Below are 19,563 nucleotides of genomic sequence, written 5' to 3'. Positions count from 1 at the left end.
ATAAATAATAATTACTATGAAAGAAAGAGGAGGATCCCCCTAGATGAATCCAAATAATCGCTTAACCACAAACCAAGGTGCTCCGGTCGGAGATAACCAAAATTCTCGTACAGCTGGTCGCCGTGGACCAGTATTATTAGAAGACTATCATTTAGTAGAAAAATTGGCTCACTTTGATCGTGAACGTATTCCAGAGCGTGTTGTGCACGCACGTGGTGCAGGTGCTCACGGTGTATTCGTTACGAAAAATAGCATGAAGCAATATACGAAAGCAGCATTTTTACAAAATGAAGGAACTGAAACGCCTGTGTTTGTTCGTTTTTCAACGGTTATTCATGGTCAAGGTTCTCCTGAAACAGCACGTGATCCACGCGGTTTCGCTGTTAAATTTTATACAGAAGAAGGAAATTACGATATTGTAGGTAACCATTTACCAGTCTTCTTCATTCGTGATGCAATTAAATTCCCTGATATGGTGCATTCTTTAAAACCAGCACCTGATACAAATATTCAAACACCAGATCGTTACTGGGATTTCATGACGTTAAGTCCAGAATCTACACATATGATGACATGGGTATTTTCTGATTACGGTACACCAGCAAGCTATCGTGAAATGGAAGGTTTCGGTGTACATTCATTCAAATGGATTAATGCGGAAGGTAAAATCGTCTACATTAAATATCATTGGAAGCCACAGCAAGGTGTACGTAACTTAAGTGCAAAAGAAGTGCAAGAAGTACAAGGAAAAGACTTCAACCATGCAACTCGTGACTTATTCGATGCAATCGAAAAAGGAAATTACCCGAAATGGGATTTACACGTACAAGTGATGCAACTAGATGAAATGGATTCTTTAGACTTTGATCCACTGGACCCAACGAAAGTATGGCCAGAAGATCGTTTCCCATTAATGGAAGTAGGGACAATGACGTTAAACCGTAACCCGAAAAACTTCTTCGCGGAAGTAGAACAAGTAGCGTTCTCTCCAAGTGCAACTGTAAATGGTATTGAACCATCTGAAGATAAATTATTACAAGGTCGTTTATTCTCTTATCCAGATACACAGCGTTACCGCCTTGGTGCAAACTACTTACAAATTCCTGTAAACTGTCCATACGCAGCTGTTCATAATCAACAACGTGATGGTGCGATGCAAATCAATCAAAACCCATCTACAATTAACTATGAACCGAGCCGTCATGCTGAAAATCCAGTTGAAGACCCAGCTTACCGCGATTCAACTATGAAAGTAGAAGGCTATGTATCTCGTGAGAAAATTGACAAACCAAATGATTTCAAACAAGCGGGTGAGCGTTACCGTTCATTCTCTAAAGAAGAGCAAGACAACTTAATTGCAAACTTAACAAATGACTTAAAAGACGTAAATGAACGTACGAAATTACTAGCTGTATGTAACTTCTTCCGTGCAGATCAAGAGTACGGTATGCGTTTAGCGCAAGCATTAAACGTTGATATTACGCAATATGTAGGAAATGCTCCGAAATAAATTGGAAAAGACGACTGTTATGAAACGGTCGTCTTTTTTTGTTTATGTAAAGTTACACGCGGGTATTCTTCAGTTTCATTATGTCGGAATTTGTTGGTAAATCGATATATCGTGTCGAAACGTCGATATATTGAAATAATCGCTGATATATTTGAAAAATCGTCGATATATCCGAAGAATCGCTGATATATTTATATTAATACCGCTCAGGGTATGGTGCCGGCAAGTCTAATAAAAAGAGATGCAATCTACTATCAATAGATTGCATCTCTTTTTTAGTTCACTCGCTCAGTATATTCATAAGCTTTCTCTCCGTGCATTGAAATATCAAGTCCCATATGTTCCTCGTGCTCATCTACCCGGACAGGGAGGAAGAAGTTAATTGCTTTAATAATCGCGTACGTCATTATAATTGTGAACGCATATGTTGCGCCGATTGCTACAAGTTGTTTCAACAGCAGCGCGGCGTTCCCGTAAAATAATCCGTTAGCGCCATCACTGTTTACGGTGGTAGTTGCAAATAGTCCTGTCGCAATGCCGCCCCAAGTTCCGCCGATGCCGTGACATCCAAATGCATCGAGTGTATCGTCGTATCCGAATTTTGTTTTTAAGAAAAAGACCGCTCCGAAGCATAATACGCCGCCAATTGCTCCGATAAGAAGAGCTGAGAAAGGTGTAACGAACCCGCAAGCTGGTGTAATAGCGACTAGACCGGAAACAACGCCGCAAGCAGCTCCCATCGCGGTCGGTTTTGATTGGAAGAACCACTCTGAAAGCATCCAAGTTAATGCGGAGGCAGCGGCGGCTATATTTGTATTAATAAATGCAGTTAAAGCTACGTCGTTTAAAGATAATGCGCTTCCGACGTTAAAACCGAACCAGCCGAACCACAGTAAACCAGCGCCTAACATCGTAAATGGTAAATGATGAGGAGACGAACCGTTTATGTTTTTGCGTTTTCCAAGGAAAATAGCTAATACAAGGCCAGCCACACCAGATGTAATATGAACGACATTACCACCAGCGAAGTCTAACGCACCAAGTTCTCTTAGCCATCCGCCAACGCCCCATACCCAATGAGCGACAGGATTGTAAACGATTGTTGTCCATAGAAGGATGAAAATAAGGAAAGCTGAAAATCGCATTCTTTCGGCAAATGCTCCTGAAATTAAAGCGGGAGTTAAAATAGCGAACATGAGTTGAAACATCATAAATAAATTGTGAGGAATAGTAGATGAGTAGTCTGGATTTGGTGCGTAGCTAACTCCGTTTAAACCGAACCAATCGAATGTGCCGATAAGTCCGTGCCAATCTGGTCCGAATGATAAAGAATAACCAATTAAAATCCATTGAATCGAAACGATAGCCATTGCGCTATAACTATGCATTGTCGTACTGAGTACGTTTTTACTGCGAACCATACCTCCATAAAAAAGTGCTAATCCTGGTGTCATTAACATGACCATTACTGTCGCTACAAACATAAAAACCGTATCTCCTGTATTCATTCTCTCTCCTCCTGTAATGTTAGAAAAAATAACATCAATTTGTTATGTTTCATATCATATTCGAAATAAAAAGAAAAATCAACTAAAAATTCAGAAAATTTTATATGTAATGTTAGAAAACCTAACATGTATTAATTTGATAAGAATGAAATCAACGTATGCGATTCGTTTGGATAATTGGTATAATATTCTTACAATTAAAATGCATGGGGGATGCGTGTGGGGAAAATACATACTAGGAAACTATTCATTTGTTTTTGTTTAGCTGTCGTTTTGTTTGTACCAATACATACATTTGCAGACGAAAAAGGAGGGTGGCGAGACGAAGTTATATATTCCATTATGATTGATCGTTTTAATAATGGGGAACCGAAAAATGACAAACAGTTAGAAGTTGGCAATTTAGAAGGATATCAGGGCGGAGATATAAGAGGTATTATAAAAAGAATGGATTACATAAAAAAAATGGGATTTACTACTGTTATGCTTTCGCCGCTTTTTGAAAGTGTAAAATACGATGGGTTAGACGTGCGCAATTTTCAGAAGGTAAATGAACATTTCGGAACAGAAAATGATGTGAAAGAACTTGTGCAAGAAGCTCATGCAAAAGGAATGAAAGTTGTATTTCAATTTCCGCTTGGAGAAAACGAACAACAAGTAATCGACTCGATGAAATGGTGGATCAAAGAAGTTGATTTAGATGCAAGTTATGTAATACATAGTGAAAAAAAATCGCCTGCTTTTTGGGATGATGTGCAAAAAGATATGCAAGTGATAAAGAAAGATTTTCGAGTTATGACAAAAGAAGATAGTGAATACAACGAAAAAATAGTAGATGCGTTTTCCAAAGCGGACGTATCGGTGAAACCTTTATATGATGTAAGTAAAAAAGACGGAGCAGCCGCTACATTTTTAGATAATCAAGATACAAAAAGATTTGCTCGTATTGCAAAAGAGAATATGAATTATCCACCATCTCGTTTGAAACTAGCTCTTACATATTTATTAACAACACCAGGTATTCCGAATTTTTATTACGGAACTGAAATTGCATTGGATGGAGGAGGTACGCCAGATAATAGACGATTAATGGACTTCAAATCAGATGAAAAGTTTATGCAACACATAACGAAACTCGGTGAGCTTAGACAAGCGAGGCCATCTTTACGCCGCGGTACGTTTGAGCTTCTATACGATAAAGATGGAATGAGTGTACTAAAGAGAAAGTATAAAGATGAAGTGACAGTAGTAGCGATTAATAATACGAAAGAAACACAAAAAGTTGCTTTACCTGCAAGTGCGATTGGTGAAAAACAAGAGCTAAGGGGATTGTTAGAAGATGAAATTATAAGAGAAGAAAACGGAAAATTTTATCTCGTTTTAAAGCGTGAAGAATCAAATGTGTATAAAGTTAACGGGGAAACAGGTGTGAATTGGCTATTTATTTCTTTAATCGTCGGTGTGAACGTATTGTTTATTGCTTTTTTAATTGTGGTTAAAAAGAAGCGAAAATAAGGGGATATTCTCTTTTGTGTTCAATTAAAAGTGCGTGATGAGGTGAGATGTTCAAGTCTTCTTATCGTATTCGTAATTCTGTATTTTGGGGATAACAGTGACGATGGGGAATTTGTTCGGTGGGACAGGCTAAGGAGAAAACTTTCTCCCTAGTCTGTTTTTCTTTGAAGTAAGACTCTCACCTCGAAATGCAACTGAGCAAAGAAGTAAAAAAATCGATAGAAGAAACAATAATTGAAAATATACTAATTTTACATTACATTAAAGGGTGAAAAGTATTTTGTTACTCATTGAGGGCTATATTTGAGGAGGAAAAATGGAATTTTACGATTTGGGTATTACCATTAAAGAACTTAGAATGAAAAAGAATATATCACAATCTGAATTGTGTCATGGAATATGTTCGCAAAGTCAAATTAGCAAAATAGAAAAAGGTATGATTTATCCATCTAGCATATTGTTATATCAATTATCTGAAAGACTTGGTATTGATCCAAATCATATTTTCGCACTAACTCAAAACAAAAAACTAAAATATGTAGAAAATGTAAAATGTGTAATGAGAGATTGTACAAAACAAAAACAATATAATGAACTTTATGAAATAGTGAAACAAGAGAAAACCGAAAATAATTTCCAGTTAAAAGAAGATAAACAATTTCTAATATGGCATGAAGCGATTGCTATATTTTATGTGAATAAATCAATAAAAACTGCTTTAAATCTTTTAAATAATGCACTAAAACTAACTGTAACGAATGGTGATTTTTTATCGGAAAGAGAAATAGATATTATGCAGTCGATGGCTATATTTCATTGGGCAAATAAAGAATATGAAAAGAGTATTACTATATTAAGAAGATGTTTAACTAATTTTAATAAGTTAGATTTCCCTAGAGATAAAGAGATTAAATTAAAAATCATTTTTAATTTAGGGAAAATGTTAGGTCATGCAAATCAACATGAAGAGGCAATAAAATACAATGATATGGGTATTAAATTAGCTATTAATCTAAATACTTTATATTTATTAGGCGAATTATACTATGGGAAAGCTTGGAACATGCTAAAGCTGAAACAATGTAATGAAGAAGATGTAGCTGATAATATGAAAAAAGCATTATTTATCTTTGAACTAACAGAAAAAGAAGATCTGATAAAAATAGTTAAAGAAAAATATTTTGAACAACAAAATAAAAAAATCACTCATAATTTCTGAGGAACATCTTATTATTCTCTATAAAAAAAGCACCTTATGGTGTCTTTTTTATGACTTATATCATCGATTATTACAGTTCGTAGGTTTCTTATACCAAGCTTTGTTGATGTATTTACAATTCGCAGGTGTTGAAGTTTTAGGTGTATCCCCAGGTGTAGTTATATTATTAGAACACCCTGCAATATATAGACAGAATGTAGTTAATAAAAAACATAGTATTAATTTCTTCAAATAACCACTTCTAACTCTTTTTAATTAACATTTTTCATAAAATAAATTCCTTACTAATTTTACATTACAGGAAAGGGTGGAAAATATTCTTATACTCATAATTTGTTACATTTGATTGGGGAGGGAGGTTTTTGTTCCGATTTTTAAAAGGGTCTTCTTCATTTATGCATAAAATTTATCCGATTTCCCGTAAGCTTAGACTTTTACAAGCTAAAAAGAAAAACATCCTCTACATAGAGGATGTTTTTCTTTTTAGCGGTAGTTAATAAATTGTACGTCAATTGGTAAATCAGCGCTACGAACTGCTGCGATAACTGCTTGTAAGTCATCACGGCTTTTCGCTGTAACACGTACTTGATCATCTTGTACTTGTGTTTTTACTTTTAATTTCATTTCTTTAATGATGTTGTTAATTTTTTTCGCGTTATCTTTATCGATACCTTGTTGAAGTGTTGCACGTTGGCGAACAGTGTTACCAGCTGCCGCTTCAACTTTTCCGTAATCTAAGTTCTTAATTGGAACGTTACGTTTTACGAGTTTAGAAATAAGAACGTCTTTTACTTGCTCTAATTTGAACTCGTCGTCAGAAGTTAAAACAAGTACTTCTTTTTCAAGTTTAATATCACTTTTACTTCCTTTAAAGTCATATCGGTTTTGGATTTCTTTTAATGCAGTGTTAATTGCGTTTGTTACTTCAGGTAATTCTACTTTCGAAACGATGTCAAAAGAACTATCTTTTGCCATAGTTAGCACCTCCAAATAAATTTCTACTCTTTTTATGTACTGTACATACTAAAGTATAGCTGAAAACGAGCTTAGACTTAAGTGTTTTCATACTTATAATGATGTAACCTCATTTTATTATAGTGAATTTTGGGCAGTTGGACAAATAAAGAGAAAATCGTGTTATAATTAACTTTTGTTTGGAATGATAAAAATATAAAAAGTTAAAAAGTTCATTTTATATATATAGAAGGGAATTAAAAAAATATGTATTTACAAATAGGATCGATTGAACAGGTAACTGTTTTACGCGAAACGGAAATTGGATATATGGTTGGAAATGAAGAAGAAGAAATTTTCCTACATAAAAATGAAGTAGCTGGAGAAATTGAAGAAGGCGATACGATTGATGTATTCTTATACCTTGACCACCAAAATCGTATTTCGGCAACAATGAAGGAGCCAATTATTACAACATATGATTGGAACTGGGTAAAGGTTGTAGAAGTTATTCCTAGTTTAGGTGTGTTTGTTGATATTGGTGTATCAAAAGATATACTAATTCCAGCTGATGAATTCCCAATTTATATGCCAGTATGGCCTAAAGTTGGAGATGAATTATATTGTACGTTAAAATTAACGAATCGTGATCGTTTAATTGCTCTTCCGGCAAGAGATAGTGATATGCAAGAAATCGTTGTAGATGCGACACCATCTATGCGTAATAAAAACGTAAACGGACGTGTGTATCGTTCACTTCAAGTTGGTTCGTTCGTATTAACAGATGAGCATTTTCGTGCATTTTTACATCATACAGAAAGAAAAGAACAAGTTCGCATCGGTCAACGTGTAACGGGACGAATTATTGATGTAAAAGATGACGGTACAATTAACATTTCACTTCTTCCTCGTAAAGAAGAAGGAATGGAAGATGATGCTACAGTGATTTATGCATATATGGAAGAACGGGGCGGAGCAATGCCGTTTTGGGATAAGAGCTATCCAGAAGACATTAAAGAACGTTTCAATATGAGTAAAGCTGCATTTAAGCGTGCACTTGGTAAGTTGATGAAAGAAGAAAAGGTTTACCAAGAAGAAGGTTGGACGTACTTTAAGAAATAAAGGAAATAAAAAGCACCACCTTATATTTTACCTATAAGGTGGTGCTTTTTTAATTCCCTTGCTCATGTACAAGAGTAAACGTATCTTTCAACTCACTATCGTTTATTTTAATATTTGCTTTTTTTAATTCATTTTGCAATAGTTTTTTGCCGAATATAGGGTCAGAGATACGTTCTTCTTCTAAGTTTTTGCGAATAGAGTCTTTCACTTCATCATAGGGTTTTAATTCTTTTTTATCAGTTAATTTAATAATATGATAACCGTTTGGTGATGTAACGGGATTGCTAATTTGTCCGACCTTTAGTTTATAGGCAGCAGTTTCAAATTCAGGTGCCATTCTACCTGAATTGAAATATCCGAGGTCTCCGCCTTTTTCTTTTGATAGTAGGTCTTGCGATTCTTGTTTTGCTAGTTCTTCAAATGAAGCACCAGCATCTAATTTTTTCTTTATTTCTTTCGCTTCATTTTCGTCACTTACTAAAATATGGCTTGCTTTAATTTCTGGTTTATAGTGGTCTTTCACGTCTTTTTCTGTAATACTTTTCTTAATCGCTTCATTCATAGCAAGTTTGAACTTAATTTGATTTTTGAAATCAGCTTCATCTTTTAAACCATTGTTTTTCAATACGTTTTTAAATTGGTCTCCGTATTGATTTTTTGCTTTTTGTAATTCTTTATCTACATCATCGTCAGATACTTTATATTTTTTCGTGATAACGTCTTGCGCCATCATTTCGTACAGCATGTCTTTTCCGTAACGATCTTTCAACTGTTTTTCGAAGTCGCTCTTCGTAATGGTTGAGTCGGTTGCTGTAGCGACTGTATCTGAGTCGTTTTTTTGTCCACAAGCAGATAGCATTAATATACTTAGTAGTGCAGTAATAATGAAAATGTGTTTTCCTCTCATGCTAACACCTCATCCGAATATGTTATCGCTATTGTAGAATATAGAAGTGAACATGAAGTGAATTTTTAATGTTTTTTCCTGTGAAATGTAAAAAAAGTACATCAACAATATTGTTGATGTACGATGGGATCAAAGGTGATCGGTCTTTTTGGAATAAGCACGCTTACCTTGCTCTATATTCTTTTGTTCTTGCTCATTTTTTTGCGCGCGTTTTGCATTATTATCGCGTGCTTTTTTGTCGTTATCACTCGTATGTGGCATATGTATCAACTCCATTTCTAAACGTTGTACGTTTATCATTTCCTTTTTCGTAAAGACTATGTATAGCAGTGTATTCATGAATAATGAAGGTGGATTGGAAATGGATTTGAAGTTGAATTATACCGAACTTATAAAGAAGTTAATCGTTGTAATCGTCGCAGGTTTGTTAAATGCGATTGGAATGAATTTATTTTTAACGCCAGCGAAAGTGTATGCAAGTGGCTTTGCTGGATTGTCTCAATTGCTATCACAAATATTAGGTGATTTTTTATCTATTCACATATCAACCGGGGTATTATTTAGCTTGTTTAACATTCCAGTCGTTATTTTAGCATGGAAAAAGGTTGGAAAGGCCTTTACTTTCTTTAGTTTTCTTTGCGTTATCTTTATGACTATGTTTTTAGAAATTATTCCAGTTAGAGCAGTTTCAAACGACATCATATTAAATGCGATTTTTGGTGGGCTTATTTCAGCAATCGGGGTAGGGATTGCGTTGAAGTGGGGGGCTTCTACAGGTGGTTTAGATATAATCGCCATGATTTTATCAAAGATTAAAGACAAGCCTGTCGGTACGTATTTTTTCTTCTTTAATGCACTGATCATTATCGCTGCCGGCTATGTGTATGGATGGGAAAAAGCATTATATACTTTAGTGACTTTGTATGTGTCAACGCGAATCATCGATGCAATTCATACGCGTCATGTGAAGATTACGGCATTAATCGTTACGAAGAATGGGGCGGATGTACGAAAGGCGATTCACTCACGCTTAGTGAGGGGGATTACAACTATACCAGCAACTGGTGCTTATACGAATGAAAATAAGGAAATGTTAATGATTGTTATTACCCGTTACGAACTGTACGAATTGGAGAGGGTTATTAAACAAGTGGACCCAGGTGCATTTACAAACGTACTGCAAACAGTTGGGGTGTTCGGATTGTTTCGAAAAGATTAAAGAGGACCAAAGCTGGTCCTCTTTTTTAATGTGCATTCGTAATGTTTTGCAACTGCTCTTGCATTTCACGTAGCTGAACTTTTTCAGCAGTTGAAGAATTTGCGTAAGCGGATTGCAAAGCATTTTTTGCTCTATATACGAGATCTTGTTGCTCGACGCCGCTTGAACAAGATACAGCATTTGCAACAGCATCTCTAGCTTGTTGAAATAGTAAGTTCCCCATTTAGACCCCTCCAAAAGAAGAGTTGCTTCTCGCTTTTTCTGCCTCAGCTAATGTACCTCGGTACGGGAATCTTGCATCATGCTTCATAACAGCATCGGCTCCTTGTTGGATAAAACGTTTTGATTTGTTCTTTTTACCCATTCGAAAAACCCCCTTTATTTAGCTGAAAACAATCGACGCGCTAACTTGTGCGTCTAATGATAGTATGAGCGTTTGGCGAGAAACTATAAGCAGGGAATTTTTAGATTACAACCCAAGAACCTCTTCTAAATATAGTGCAATACCATCTTCTTCGTTCGTTAGCGTCGTATGGTTTGCGAGTGATTTTAATTCAGGGATGGCATTTCCCATTGCGATGCCGTGACCAGCAAATTCAATCATTTCAAAGTCGTTATCTTCATCACCGAAAGCGATGATTCGCTCTTGTGGAATGTTATAATGACTAGAAATTTTTTGTAGTCCAACAGCTTTATTTAATCCGCTTTTTACAATTTCAATAATCGGCCAAGGTGCGCCCCACTTTCTATGGTCGATTACTTCAGCGTGCATATCAGTTAAATGTTGACGAATTGCACTGGAATGCTCGTCATGTGCGTCAATTAATAAGCAAGTTGGATGATCATTTAAAATATTTAATAAGTCTCCTGTAAAAATGTTTGGAGAACCGAATTCGAAAATATGTTTTTTATCTTCATCAATTTCACGTACATACACATCGTCCATTACTTCAGCGTATATGTTTTTTACGCCAAAATCAAAGCAAGCCCGGACAATTTCTTGCGCTGTTGCTAGCTCAAGAGGAGAGTGATGTGTGCCCCACTTTGAATCAAGAGGGTGATGTACGTAAGCGCCATTAAAGTTTACGATTGGTGTATTTAGACCAAGTTCTTTATAGTAATCATAACTAGCGCGGAATGGACGTCCTGTTGAGATAACAACAATATGTCCTTGTTCCTTTGCTTTTGCAATTGTATGTTTCGTTCGAGTGGAAATTATTTTGTTGTCTGTTAATAAAGTGCCGTCTAAGTCTAGTGCGATTAAATGTTGTTTGTTCATAATTTCACCTCTTATAATATTTTTTTGTTTTTATCTGTATTTCCGTTTTTAATCTGCAGAAATAAGAGGTTAGACTGGGTGAGACCACCAAAGATGGAAAGTTCACTATATATCCATCTTACGTCGCAAAGTGCTGCGGTGTCTACTATTTCTCGTTGGAAATTAAGAAAAGTCAACATCTTTTTAGAAAGTTCAAACAATGTTTCTTTCATTATGGACAAATTGTGAAAAGGGTTACATTTCTCGTATGATGAGGCTTATAATGAACATGTAATCTTCTCGTATATGTTTGACTCTCCTTTGAAACTGGCCTATAGTAGGTTGGTTTCTTTTTTTTCTACAAATAGGAAAGAAATCCCTGCTTTAAGCTTGTGTCATTCATGTATATGTACAAGAACGAAATGTAGTACCTGTTTCCTAAACATGACAGAAAAGCTTTCTTTTAAAATGGATATACTAATGAGGCAAAGACGTCATGGAAGGAGAATGGAAATGGGACAAAATCGCAGGTTTCGTTCTGGACAAAAAGCGCCGAATGATGGCATTTACGTAGAAATTGGTGAAACGGGAAGTATGGTAAAAGACCCGCAAATGGTGAAACTAACTGCTGGTGACAAGTTTCCAGATAACACGAATCATAACCGTCAGTGGACGTATAAAAGAAAACCGTAACAGGAGCCGCAATCGTTATTGCGGCTTTTTTGTCGTTACACATTTTAATTTCATTTACCGTATATTTTTCAGTTGTATCATGAATGCTCCTTTTTTCTTTTTCAAATAATAAGTTTGAAAATACATAAGCAAAATTATTGTATAAAAAAGTCAGTTGGCGTATAATCAAATCAAAGGTCAAAGAAAGTCAAACATTTGGAGGACTGTAAAGATGGACTTAAATCAAATGACAACAAAAACACAAGAGGCGATTATGAGTGCCCAATCTTTAGCGGTATCTCATCACCATCAAGAAGTAGATACTGTTCATCTCTTGTTTACATTATTAGAAGAGCAAGATGGGTTAGCAGTACGTATTTTTCAAAAAATGAACGTCGATATAGAAGCATTAAAACAAGGCGCCGAAAATTTAATTAAGAAAAAGCCTTCCGTAACGGGGAGCGGTGCAGAAGCAGGTAAATTATATATAACAGGTGCTCTGCAACAACTACTTGTAAGAGCAGGAAAAGAAGCAGAGAAATTGCAAGATGATTACATTTCAGTTGAACATGTATTACTTGCTTTTACTGAAGAAAAAGGCGATATAAACCAATTATTTACAAGATTTCATATTACGAAAGATAACTTATTACAGTCTTTAATGACAGTTCGGGGGAATCAAAGAGTGACTAGTCAAAATCCAGAAGCAACTTATGAAGCGTTAGAAAAATATGGTCGTGATTTAGTAGCGGAAGTAAGAGCGGGGAAAATTGACCCTGTTATCGGCCGCGATAGTGAAATTCGCCGCGTAATCCGCATTCTTTCACGTAAAACGAAAAACAACCCAGTTTTAATTGGTGAACCAGGTGTTGGTAAAACAGCAATTGTTGAAGGGTTAGCACAGCGTATTGTGAAAAAGGATGTACCTGAAGGATTAAAAGATAGAACAATCTTTGCATTAGATATGAGTGCGCTTGTAGCTGGAGCGAAATTCCGTGGTGAATTTGAAGAGCGTCTCCAAGCTGTATTAAATGAAATTAAAAAGAGTGAAGGACGCATTTTATTATTCATTGATGAACTTCACACAATCGTCGGCGCTGGTAAAACAGAAGGCGCAATGGATGCAGGAAATATGTTAAAACCGATGCTTGCGCGTGGTGAACTGCATTGTATCGGGGCGACGACGTTAGATGAATATCGTAAATATATTGAGAAAGATCCAGCGCTAGAAAGACGTTTCCAACAAGTATTAGCAGAAGAACCAACTGTTGAAGATACAATTTCCATTTTACGTGGTTTAAAAGAGCGCTTTGAAATTTATCATGGTGTAAATATTCATGACCGCGCGATTGTAGCAGCATCAGTTTTATCAGATCGATATATTTCGGATCGTTTCTTACCGGATAAAGCAATTGATCTTGTCGATGAAGCTTGTGCAACAATTCGTACAGAAATCGATTCTATGCCGACAGAATTAGATGAAGTAACGCGCCGCATTATGCAGCTGGAAATTGAAGAAGCGGCTCTTGGAAAAGAAAAGGACTTTGGTAGCCAAGAACGTCTAAAAACGTTGCAACGTGAATTATCGGATTTAAAAGAAGTTGCAAGTGGCATGAGAGCCAAATGGGAGAAAGAAAAAGAAGATATTCACAAAGTGCGTGACTTACGTGAACATTTAGAGCGTCTGCGCCGTGAATTAGAAGAAGCAGAAGGGAATTACGACCTAAATAGAGCAGCGGAACTTCGCCACGGAAAAATTCCTGCAATTGAAAAAGAGTTAAAAGAAGCAGAAGAAATGGGCGCGAATAATAAACAAGAAAATCGTTTATTACGTGAGGAAGTAAGTGAAGAAGAAATTGCTGATATTGTTTCACGTTGGACTGGTATTCCTGTTGCAAAACTCGTTGAAGGTGAACGCGAGAAATTACTACGTTTAGAGCAAATTTTATCAGAGCGTGTTATCGGACAAGAAGAAGCGGTAAGCCTAGTATCAGACGCAGTTCTTCGTGCTCGTGCTGGTATTAAAGACCCGAACCGTCCAATTGGTTCCTTCATCTTCTTAGGACCGACTGGTGTTGGTAAAACAGAACTTGCAAAAACGTTAGCGCAGTCTTTATTTGATAGTGAAGAGCAAATGATTCGTATTGATATGTCTGAGTACATGGAGAAACACGCTGTGTCACGCTTAATTGGTGCACCTCCTGGATATGTTGGATATGAAGAGGGCGGTCAATTAACAGAAGCAGTAAGACGTAAACCGTATTCTGTTATTTTGTTAGATGAAATCGAAAAAGCACATCCAGAAGTATTCAACATTTTATTACAAATGTTAGATGACGGACGCATTACAGATTCGCAAGGACGTACAGTAGACTTTAAAAACACAGTTATTATTATGACGTCAAATATTGGATCTGCTCATTTATTAGATGGATTAGAAGAAGATGGCTCAATTAAAGAGGAATCAAGAGAACTTGTCATGGGGCAATTAAGAGGACATTTCCGACCAGAGTTTTTAAATCGTGTCGACGAAATTATTTTATTCAAACCTCTTACAACGAATGAAATTAAAGGTATTGTTGATAAAATTGTAAAAGAATTACAAGGCCGTTTAGCTGACCGTCATATTACGGTACAATTAACAGACGCAGCGAAAGAGTTTGTTGTCGAAGCTGGCTTCGATCCAATGTACGGAGCTCGTCCGTTAAAACGATATGTACAGCGTCAAGTTGAGACGAAATTAGCGAGAGAATTAATTGCAGGAACGATTACTGACAATAGTCATGTAGTTGTTGATGTAGAAAATAACGAATTAGTCGTTCATGTGAAGTAAAACAAAAAAGAGTTCGGATAAAATCCGGACTCTTTTTTTAGTGTTGTTCTACTGGCTCGTTTGGAATTGCAGCTGCAATTGCTAGTACGAATACCGCAAGAACAACTGAGAAAATAGACGCTTGGTTAAAATCGTATGTACCGCCAGTCATAGAGCCGATTACGTAGCTCATCATATGTACAAGCAAGAACGACCAAATTAATGCCCAAATGAAACGCATATTTTACACCTCTATTCGTTCAATCTGTCCTTATTGTAACACAATTGAAAAAAGAATATAGAAAAATATTTGTAGATTTTTCAACGCAAATTTGCATTCCGTTCATACATTATAAAAGAGTACTTTTATACGTTTAGAAAATAAGGCGGGGGAAAAATGAGTATTACGGAACGTTTTTTTTACTTAGAAAAAGAACCATGTGTCATTTATTTACCGGAGAAGCCAAATGGATTTTCTGTCATGCTTCTAGGTGATTACAACTACTTTATTGAGAATGGTACAAGTTTATGGACACAGCATGCGGGTAGATCTTATTTTTTACATGGCCTTATTGAGGAAGGCTATACGGTCTTTTCTTCTAATTTATACGGAAGACATTGGGGAAACGATCAATCTGTTCGTCTAGCAAAACGCCTATATGACGTTGTTCTGAGAAAAGAGACATTGAATGCGAAAATGCACATTATGGCAGATGGTATGGGGGCACTTGTAGCACTTGAAATGATGAACAAATACCCTGAATGTATACGCTCTGTCATTATGCTAAATCCGTGTTTAGATTTACCAGAATATGTCGAGTTTGAGAAAGAGCATAAGTTTTTTTACAAGAGACTCGTGAAGGAATTATGTTTAGCGTATGATTCCAAAGAAGAAGAATTAGAATCCAAAATAAATAAGAAATCATTTACGCTTCTTCCGTCTTGTGTACCTGTTAAAGTTTTCGTATCAACACAAGAAAAAAGAGGTAGAAAACAGTTGTTACGTAAATATGAGAAAATGAGGCAATTCAATCAATGTGATACTTCTGTCTTATTCCATCTGCAAGATGTGAAATATAAAATGGTTAGGCAAACGACTGATTTCTTTAAAAAATATGAAGAAGAATTGTGAAGCTCCCATATACATAAATGAGGAGCTATTTGTTTCAAGGAGAAAGGGTTGGTGGTATGGAACGCGTGCTAATTATAGGTGCACTTACGTTTGTAGGTTATCACCTTGTGAATAAAATGATTGCAGAAGAAGTAGAAGTATATGGTCTTGATTTTGATGAATTCGATAGTATGACAAAAATTAATGAAGAGAAGTTATTGTTAATTGGGCGAAATGCGTTATTTACGTATTATTCGATAAGAGATGAAGACGGATGGAGCTCCGTAGAGGAAGCGAAATTTGATGCCGTTTACTTTTGTCTGTATGAGCCTAACCAACAAAGTGGCTTTCGAAATGAAAGAGTTATATTACAGTATTTAAAGCGAATGATAAGACTGTGTGAAGAACATAAAGTGAAGTTAAATCTAATTTCTTCTATTGAAGTAGGAAACGTAGATGAGTCCGAAAATAAACGTCTATTTGCGAAAGTGGAAGAAGGATTGAAAAAAGGAGAGGTACAATATAGTGTATTTCGAGTTCCTACATTATATGGGCCATGGCAACCATCTTTTATGATGTATCATCAGCTCATTTTATCAGAACTGGGTGAGAAAGAGTGCCATTATACGAGTGAGGAAAACGCCAGTGATCTACTGTACGTTGAAGATGTATGTGAATACTTATGGGAAAATGGAATGAACGAGGAGTATCTCGGTATATATAATTTACTTAGTGGTAAAAAATCATTATGGAAAAAAGGTATGAACCTTTTACGTGCAGAGGATAAAGTGAAAAAAGAGAATGTGGAAGAAAGAGATGGAACTGTAGAGGTTATTTCGATAAAAAGAAATACTCCGTTAGAATACGGTTTAAATAAACAATTGGCACATATGAAAAAATATAAAGAGTTATACGAAGGATAGCGAGCGTGTTACACTATGTATGTGAAAGTTTTAATGGAGAGGAAGAACATAATATGAATGAGAAAAGCATGCAATTTTTACAAATCGCAATGAAGCATTTACCAGAAGCAAAGGCCATTTTAGATGATAATGGAATTGCGCTTGATATGGAGAAAGCTCAACCAGTATTAGAGTTATTGATGAAAGTTATGAACGAAGCATATGAGCTTGGGAAAGCAGATCAAGAATAAAAAGCATAAAAAGAATAAAAAGCATCTTTTGAGATGGAAGAGAGGCCCGAACCGTGGATAGAAGCGGTCAGGGCCTTTTTTTATTCTCGCCTGGGGGGGAAACCAGATCAAGAATAAAAATTTAGATGGAAGAGAGGCCTGAACTGTAAGTAGAAACGGTTCGGGCTTTTTTATATTTCGAAAGAACAGGGAAAGGTATGTTTCCGTTTCTTTTCATAAACAATAAGGTGAATAATGCGTTCGCTTTATGTTTTAGCAGAAATATATTCTAGACAAAAATACATTTATGTTTTAAAATTAGTACCAAGTCATAATAATTGATATAAAACGGAGGGCTGCGATGTGAACGTGGGCATTTTAGGGATCGGAAGATATGTGCCGGAAAAAGTAGTCACAAATCACGATTTAGAGAAAATAATGGATACATCCGATGAATGGATTCGTACGAGAACAGGGATTGCGGAAAGACGCATTGCCGATGATACAATAGATACTTCATATATGGCCGTAGAGGCTTCTAAAAAAGCGCTTGAAGATGCAGGGGTTAGCGGAGAGGATATCGATCTTATTTTAGTAGCAACAGTAACGCCGGATCGTGCTTTTCCAGCAGTGGCTTGTGTCATTCAAGAAGCAATTGGCGCAAAACATGCAGCTGCAATGGATTTAAGTGCAGCGTGTGCTGGTTTTATGTACGGAATGATTACAGCGCAGCAATTTATTCAAACGGGAACTTATAAAAATATACTAGTAGTTGGTAGTGATAAACTATCTAAAATTGTAGATTGGAACGATCGAAATACAGCAGTACTATTTGGAGACGGAGCCGGTGCGATCGTAATGGGAGCTGTTTCAGAAGGTAAAGGCGTTCTATCTTTCGAATTAGGAGCGGACGGAAGTGGCGGTAAGCATCTTTATCAAGATGAGTATGTTATGATGAATGGCAGAGAAGTCTTTAAATTTGCTGTTCGTCAACTTGGGGATTCTTGTCTTCGCGTTCTAGATAAAGCTGGTCTTACGAAAGAAGATGTGGATTTCTTAGTACCGCATCAAGCGAATATTCGTATTATGGAATCTGCAAGAGAGAGATTAAATTTACCACAAGAAAAGATGAGTATGACAATTGAGAAGTTCGGTAATACATCAGCTTCTTCCATTCCGATTGCAATGGTAGAGGAATTGCAAAACGGACGTATTCAAGATGGTGATTTAATTATACTTGTTGGTTTTGGCGGCGGATTAACATGGGGAGCAGTCGCTCTTCGTTGGGGTAAATAAGGACTGAGAGAAAAAAAGGAGTGTATTTTGTATGGAAAAAAAGAGGGTCGTAATTACAGGACTAGGAGCTGTTACACCGGTCGGTACAGATGTTGAAACAGCGTGGGAAAACATTAAAAAGGGTGTATCTGGAATCGGACGACTTACAAGAATTGATCCGGAACTATTTCCAGCAAAAGTAGCAGCAGAAATTAACGACTTTGAAGTCGAGAAATATATTGATAAAAAAGAAGCGCGTCGTATGGATCGCTTTACACAATATGCAGTAGCAGCAGCGAAAATGGCAGTTGCAGATGCAAAGCTTGAGATTACAGAAGAAAATGGACCTCGAATTGGTGTATGGATTGGTTCTGGTATTGGTGGTATGGAAACATACGAAGAACAATTTAAGATTTTTACTGAGAAAGGCCCGCGCCGCGTGAGCCCATTCTTCGTACCGATGATGATTCCAGATATGGCAGCAGGCCAAGTATCAATCGCAACAGGAGCAAAAGGAATTAACACTTGTTCTGTAACGGCTTGTGCATCTGGTGCAAACTCAATTGGTGATGCGTTTAAAGCAATTCAGCGTGGTGATGCTGATGCAATGATTACGGGCGGGGCAGAGGCGCCGTTAACAAGTATGGCATTCGCAGGATTTAGCTCAGCGAAAGCATTAACATTCAATGAAGATCCAGCAACAGCTTGCCGTCCATTCGATAAAAACCGTAGTGGTTTCGTAATGGGTGAAGGTTCAGGTATTTTAATTCTTGAAGAATTAGAGCACGCATTAGCTCGTGGTGCTCACATTTATGCGGAAATCGCTGGTTACGGTGCAACTGGTGATGCATTCCATATTACAATGCCAGCTCCTGGCGGTGAAGGCGGCGTGCGCGCAATGCGTCAAGCTTTAGCGGATGCAGGTCTACAGCCAGAAGATATTGATTACATTAATGCGCATGGTACAAGTACGGATGCGAATGAAAAGTATGAAACGATGGCAATTAAAGAAACGTTCGGTGAGCATGCGTATAAAGTAGCAATCAGCTCAACGAAATCAATGACAGGTCACTTATTAGGGGCAGCTGGTGCTGTTGAAGCGATTTTCTCTATTAAATCAATTACAGATGGAGTAATTCCTCCAACAATTAACTATGAGACACCAGATCCAGAATGTGACTTAGATTACGTACCGAATAATGCGAGACATCAAGAAGTAAACGCGGTGTTAAGTAATTCATTAGGATTCGGTGGTCATAACGCAGTATTAGTATTTAAAGCGTATAAATAATAGATGAGATAAGGAGTTTTTTCGCGATATATTGCGAAAAAACTCCTTATTTATTTTT

The 19,563-nt window shown here is 36.6% G+C and carries 20 protein-coding genes; 12 read left to right on the top strand and 8 right to left on the bottom strand.

The features are described from left to right. Positions 1–43 precede the first annotated feature (43 nt). The gene (gene katB, locus PDQ40_RS17250) at positions 44–1,510 is read left to right on the top strand and encodes a catalase KatB (protein WP_001069173.1); all 1,467 of its coding nucleotides are present in this window, start codon (positions 44–46) and stop codon (positions 1,508–1,510) included. A gap of 275 nt (positions 1,511–1,785) precedes the next feature. On the opposite strand, the gene PDQ40_RS17245 is transcribed toward katB, so the two are convergent. Next, positions 1,786–3,018 carry an ammonium transporter gene (locus PDQ40_RS17245; RefSeq protein WP_001091644.1) on the bottom strand — a complete coding sequence of 411 codons (1,233 nt, stop codon included), beginning with the start codon at positions 3,016–3,018 and terminating at the stop codon, positions 1,786–1,788. Between the two features lie 213 nt (positions 3,019–3,231). Here PDQ40_RS17245 and PDQ40_RS17240 point away from each other — a divergent pair, with 213 nt between their 5' ends. Next, on the top strand, positions 3,232–4,533 hold the full coding sequence (locus tag PDQ40_RS17240) for an alpha-amylase family glycosyl hydrolase (RefSeq protein WP_214328682.1): 1,302 nt from the start codon (positions 3,232–3,234) through the stop codon (positions 4,531–4,533). A 316-nt stretch (positions 4,534–4,849) separates the two neighbouring features. Continuing rightward, positions 4,850–5,752, top strand: coding sequence for a helix-turn-helix domain-containing protein (locus PDQ40_RS17235; protein WP_000397900.1), 903 nt, complete (start codon positions 4,850–4,852; stop codon positions 5,750–5,752). A 483-nt stretch (positions 5,753–6,235) separates the two neighbouring features. Here the strand turns inward: PDQ40_RS17235 and PDQ40_RS17230 are convergent, their stop codons facing one another. Further along, positions 6,236–6,727 (bottom strand): YajQ family cyclic di-GMP-binding protein, encoded by a 492-nt coding sequence (locus PDQ40_RS17230; RefSeq protein WP_001040153.1) that lies wholly within the window; start codon positions 6,725–6,727, stop codon positions 6,236–6,238. 246 nt (positions 6,728–6,973) lie between these two features. Between PDQ40_RS17230 and PDQ40_RS17225 the strand changes: the two genes are divergently transcribed. Then, on the top strand, positions 6,974–7,828 hold the full coding sequence (locus PDQ40_RS17225; protein ID WP_214328683.1) for a CvfB family protein: 855 nt from the start codon (positions 6,974–6,976) through the stop codon (positions 7,826–7,828). Positions 7,829–7,877: 49 nt separating this feature from the next. On the opposite strand, the gene prsA is transcribed toward PDQ40_RS17225, so the two are convergent. Beyond that, complete coding sequence (gene prsA, locus PDQ40_RS17220; protein ID WP_001214230.1) at positions 7,878–8,735, bottom strand: peptidylprolyl isomerase PrsA; 858 nt, start codon at positions 8,733–8,735, stop codon at positions 7,878–7,880. 129 nt (positions 8,736–8,864) lie between these two features. Beyond that, positions 8,865–8,996: a DUF3941 domain-containing protein gene (locus tag PDQ40_RS17215; RefSeq protein WP_001120845.1), complete on the bottom strand. Its 132-nt coding sequence runs from the start codon at positions 8,994–8,996 to the stop codon at positions 8,865–8,867. Between the two features lie 100 nt (positions 8,997–9,096). Between PDQ40_RS17215 and PDQ40_RS17210 the strand changes: the two genes are divergently transcribed. Beyond that, entirely contained in the window at positions 9,097–9,954 is an 858-nt protein-coding gene (locus tag PDQ40_RS17210) for a YitT family protein (RefSeq protein ID WP_000364453.1), read from the top strand. Positions 9,955–9,979: 25 nt separating this feature from the next. On the opposite strand, the gene PDQ40_RS17205 is transcribed toward PDQ40_RS17210, so the two are convergent. The 3 genes from PDQ40_RS17205 to PDQ40_RS17195 form a co-directional block, all read right to left on the bottom strand. Next, positions 9,980–10,177, bottom strand: a complete 198-nt coding sequence (locus tag PDQ40_RS17205; RefSeq protein ID WP_000527400.1) for a DUF3813 domain-containing protein — start codon at positions 10,175–10,177, stop codon at positions 9,980–9,982. Beyond that, entirely contained in the window at positions 10,178–10,318 is a 141-nt protein-coding gene (locus PDQ40_RS17200) for a hypothetical protein (protein ID WP_000516816.1), read from the bottom strand. Positions 10,319–10,423: 105 nt separating this feature from the next. Further along, positions 10,424–11,233 carry a Cof-type HAD-IIB family hydrolase gene (locus tag PDQ40_RS17195; protein ID WP_001041235.1) on the bottom strand — a complete coding sequence of 270 codons (810 nt, stop codon included), beginning with the start codon at positions 11,231–11,233 and terminating at the stop codon, positions 10,424–10,426. A gap of 492 nt (positions 11,234–11,725) precedes the next feature. Here PDQ40_RS17195 and PDQ40_RS17190 point away from each other — a divergent pair, with 492 nt between their 5' ends. Together PDQ40_RS17190 and clpB are read left to right on the top strand one after the other, a co-directional pair. Next, positions 11,726–11,905, top strand: a complete 180-nt coding sequence (locus PDQ40_RS17190; RefSeq protein ID WP_000531418.1) for a YjzC family protein — start codon at positions 11,726–11,728, stop codon at positions 11,903–11,905. Between the two features lie 211 nt (positions 11,906–12,116). Next, the gene (clpB, locus tag PDQ40_RS17185; protein ID WP_000365374.1) at positions 12,117–14,717 is read left to right on the top strand and encodes an ATP-dependent chaperone ClpB; all 2,601 of its coding nucleotides are present in this window, start codon (positions 12,117–12,119) and stop codon (positions 14,715–14,717) included. Between the two features lie 37 nt (positions 14,718–14,754). Here clpB and PDQ40_RS17180 read toward each other — a convergent pair whose 3' ends face one another. Then, positions 14,755–14,937 carry a YjzD family protein gene (locus PDQ40_RS17180; protein ID WP_001211114.1) on the bottom strand — a complete coding sequence of 61 codons (183 nt, stop codon included), beginning with the start codon at positions 14,935–14,937 and terminating at the stop codon, positions 14,755–14,757. Positions 14,938–15,093: 156 nt separating this feature from the next. Between PDQ40_RS17180 and PDQ40_RS17175 the strand changes: the two genes are divergently transcribed. From PDQ40_RS17175 to fabF, 5 genes are all read left to right on the top strand, one after another. Then, positions 15,094–15,828: a hypothetical protein gene (locus PDQ40_RS17175; RefSeq protein WP_000028705.1), complete on the top strand. Its 735-nt coding sequence runs from the start codon at positions 15,094–15,096 to the stop codon at positions 15,826–15,828. Between the two features lie 29 nt (positions 15,829–15,857). After that, the gene (locus PDQ40_RS17170) at positions 15,858–16,730 is read left to right on the top strand and encodes an NAD-dependent epimerase/dehydratase family protein (RefSeq protein WP_000486166.1); all 873 of its coding nucleotides are present in this window, start codon (positions 15,858–15,860) and stop codon (positions 16,728–16,730) included. Between the two features lie 53 nt (positions 16,731–16,783). Beyond that, positions 16,784–16,960: a ComZ family protein gene (locus tag PDQ40_RS17165; protein ID WP_009879752.1), complete on the top strand. Its 177-nt coding sequence runs from the start codon at positions 16,784–16,786 to the stop codon at positions 16,958–16,960. A 342-nt stretch (positions 16,961–17,302) separates the two neighbouring features. Next, positions 17,303–18,235 (top strand): beta-ketoacyl-ACP synthase III, encoded by a 933-nt coding sequence (gene fabH / locus PDQ40_RS17160; protein ID WP_001100541.1) that lies wholly within the window; start codon positions 17,303–17,305, stop codon positions 18,233–18,235. 31 nt (positions 18,236–18,266) lie between these two features. After that, on the top strand, positions 18,267–19,505 hold the full coding sequence (gene fabF / locus PDQ40_RS17155; protein ID WP_000412651.1) for a beta-ketoacyl-ACP synthase II: 1,239 nt from the start codon (positions 18,267–18,269) through the stop codon (positions 19,503–19,505). Positions 19,506–19,563 lie beyond the last annotated feature (58 nt).

This window comes from Bacillus cereus group sp. Bc061 (assembly GCF_027715825.1).
In the GTDB taxonomy this organism is placed as follows: domain Bacteria; phylum Bacillota; class Bacilli; order Bacillales; family Bacillaceae_G; genus Bacillus_A; species Bacillus_A paranthracis.
This window is presented reverse-complemented; position numbering and strand designations above follow the sequence as displayed.

What these genes read in the sequence shown, in the direction of transcription:
- katB (WP_001069173.1), top strand. Translation starts at nt 44, where the DNA reads ATGAATCCAAATAATCGCTTAACCACAAACCAAGGTGCTCCGGTCGGA.
- PDQ40_RS17245 (WP_001091644.1), bottom strand. Translation starts at nt 3,018, where the DNA reads ATGAATACAGGAGATACGGTTTTTATGTTTGTAGCGACAGTAATGGTC.
- PDQ40_RS17240 (WP_214328682.1), top strand. Translation starts at nt 3,232, where the DNA reads ATGCGTGTGGGGAAAATACATACTAGGAAACTATTCATTTGTTTTTGT.
- PDQ40_RS17235 (WP_000397900.1), top strand. Translation starts at nt 4,850, where the DNA reads ATGGAATTTTACGATTTGGGTATTACCATTAAAGAACTTAGAATGAAA.
- PDQ40_RS17230 (WP_001040153.1), bottom strand. Translation starts at nt 6,727, where the DNA reads ATGGCAAAAGATAGTTCTTTTGACATCGTTTCGAAAGTAGAATTACCT.
- PDQ40_RS17225 (WP_214328683.1), top strand. Translation starts at nt 6,974, where the DNA reads ATGTATTTACAAATAGGATCGATTGAACAGGTAACTGTTTTACGCGAA.
- prsA (WP_001214230.1), bottom strand. Translation starts at nt 8,735, where the DNA reads ATGAGAGGAAAACACATTTTCATTATTACTGCACTACTAAGTATATTA.
- PDQ40_RS17215 (WP_001120845.1), bottom strand. Translation starts at nt 8,996, where the DNA reads ATGCCACATACGAGTGATAACGACAAAAAAGCACGCGATAATAATGCA.
- PDQ40_RS17210 (WP_000364453.1), top strand. Translation starts at nt 9,097, where the DNA reads ATGGATTTGAAGTTGAATTATACCGAACTTATAAAGAAGTTAATCGTT.
- PDQ40_RS17205 (WP_000527400.1), bottom strand. Translation starts at nt 10,177, where the DNA reads ATGGGGAACTTACTATTTCAACAAGCTAGAGATGCTGTTGCAAATGCT.
- PDQ40_RS17200 (WP_000516816.1), bottom strand. Translation starts at nt 10,318, where the DNA reads ATGGGTAAAAAGAACAAATCAAAACGTTTTATCCAACAAGGAGCCGAT.
- PDQ40_RS17195 (WP_001041235.1), bottom strand. Translation starts at nt 11,233, where the DNA reads ATGAACAAACAACATTTAATCGCACTAGACTTAGACGGCACTTTATTA.
- PDQ40_RS17190 (WP_000531418.1), top strand. Translation starts at nt 11,726, where the DNA reads ATGGGACAAAATCGCAGGTTTCGTTCTGGACAAAAAGCGCCGAATGAT.
- clpB (WP_000365374.1), top strand. Translation starts at nt 12,117, where the DNA reads ATGGACTTAAATCAAATGACAACAAAAACACAAGAGGCGATTATGAGT.
- PDQ40_RS17180 (WP_001211114.1), bottom strand. Translation starts at nt 14,937, where the DNA reads ATGCGTTTCATTTGGGCATTAATTTGGTCGTTCTTGCTTGTACATATG.
- PDQ40_RS17175 (WP_000028705.1), top strand. Translation starts at nt 15,094, where the DNA reads ATGAGTATTACGGAACGTTTTTTTTACTTAGAAAAAGAACCATGTGTC.
- PDQ40_RS17165 (WP_009879752.1), top strand. Translation starts at nt 16,784, where the DNA reads ATGAATGAGAAAAGCATGCAATTTTTACAAATCGCAATGAAGCATTTA.
- fabF (WP_000412651.1), top strand. Translation starts at nt 18,267, where the DNA reads ATGGAAAAAAAGAGGGTCGTAATTACAGGACTAGGAGCTGTTACACCG.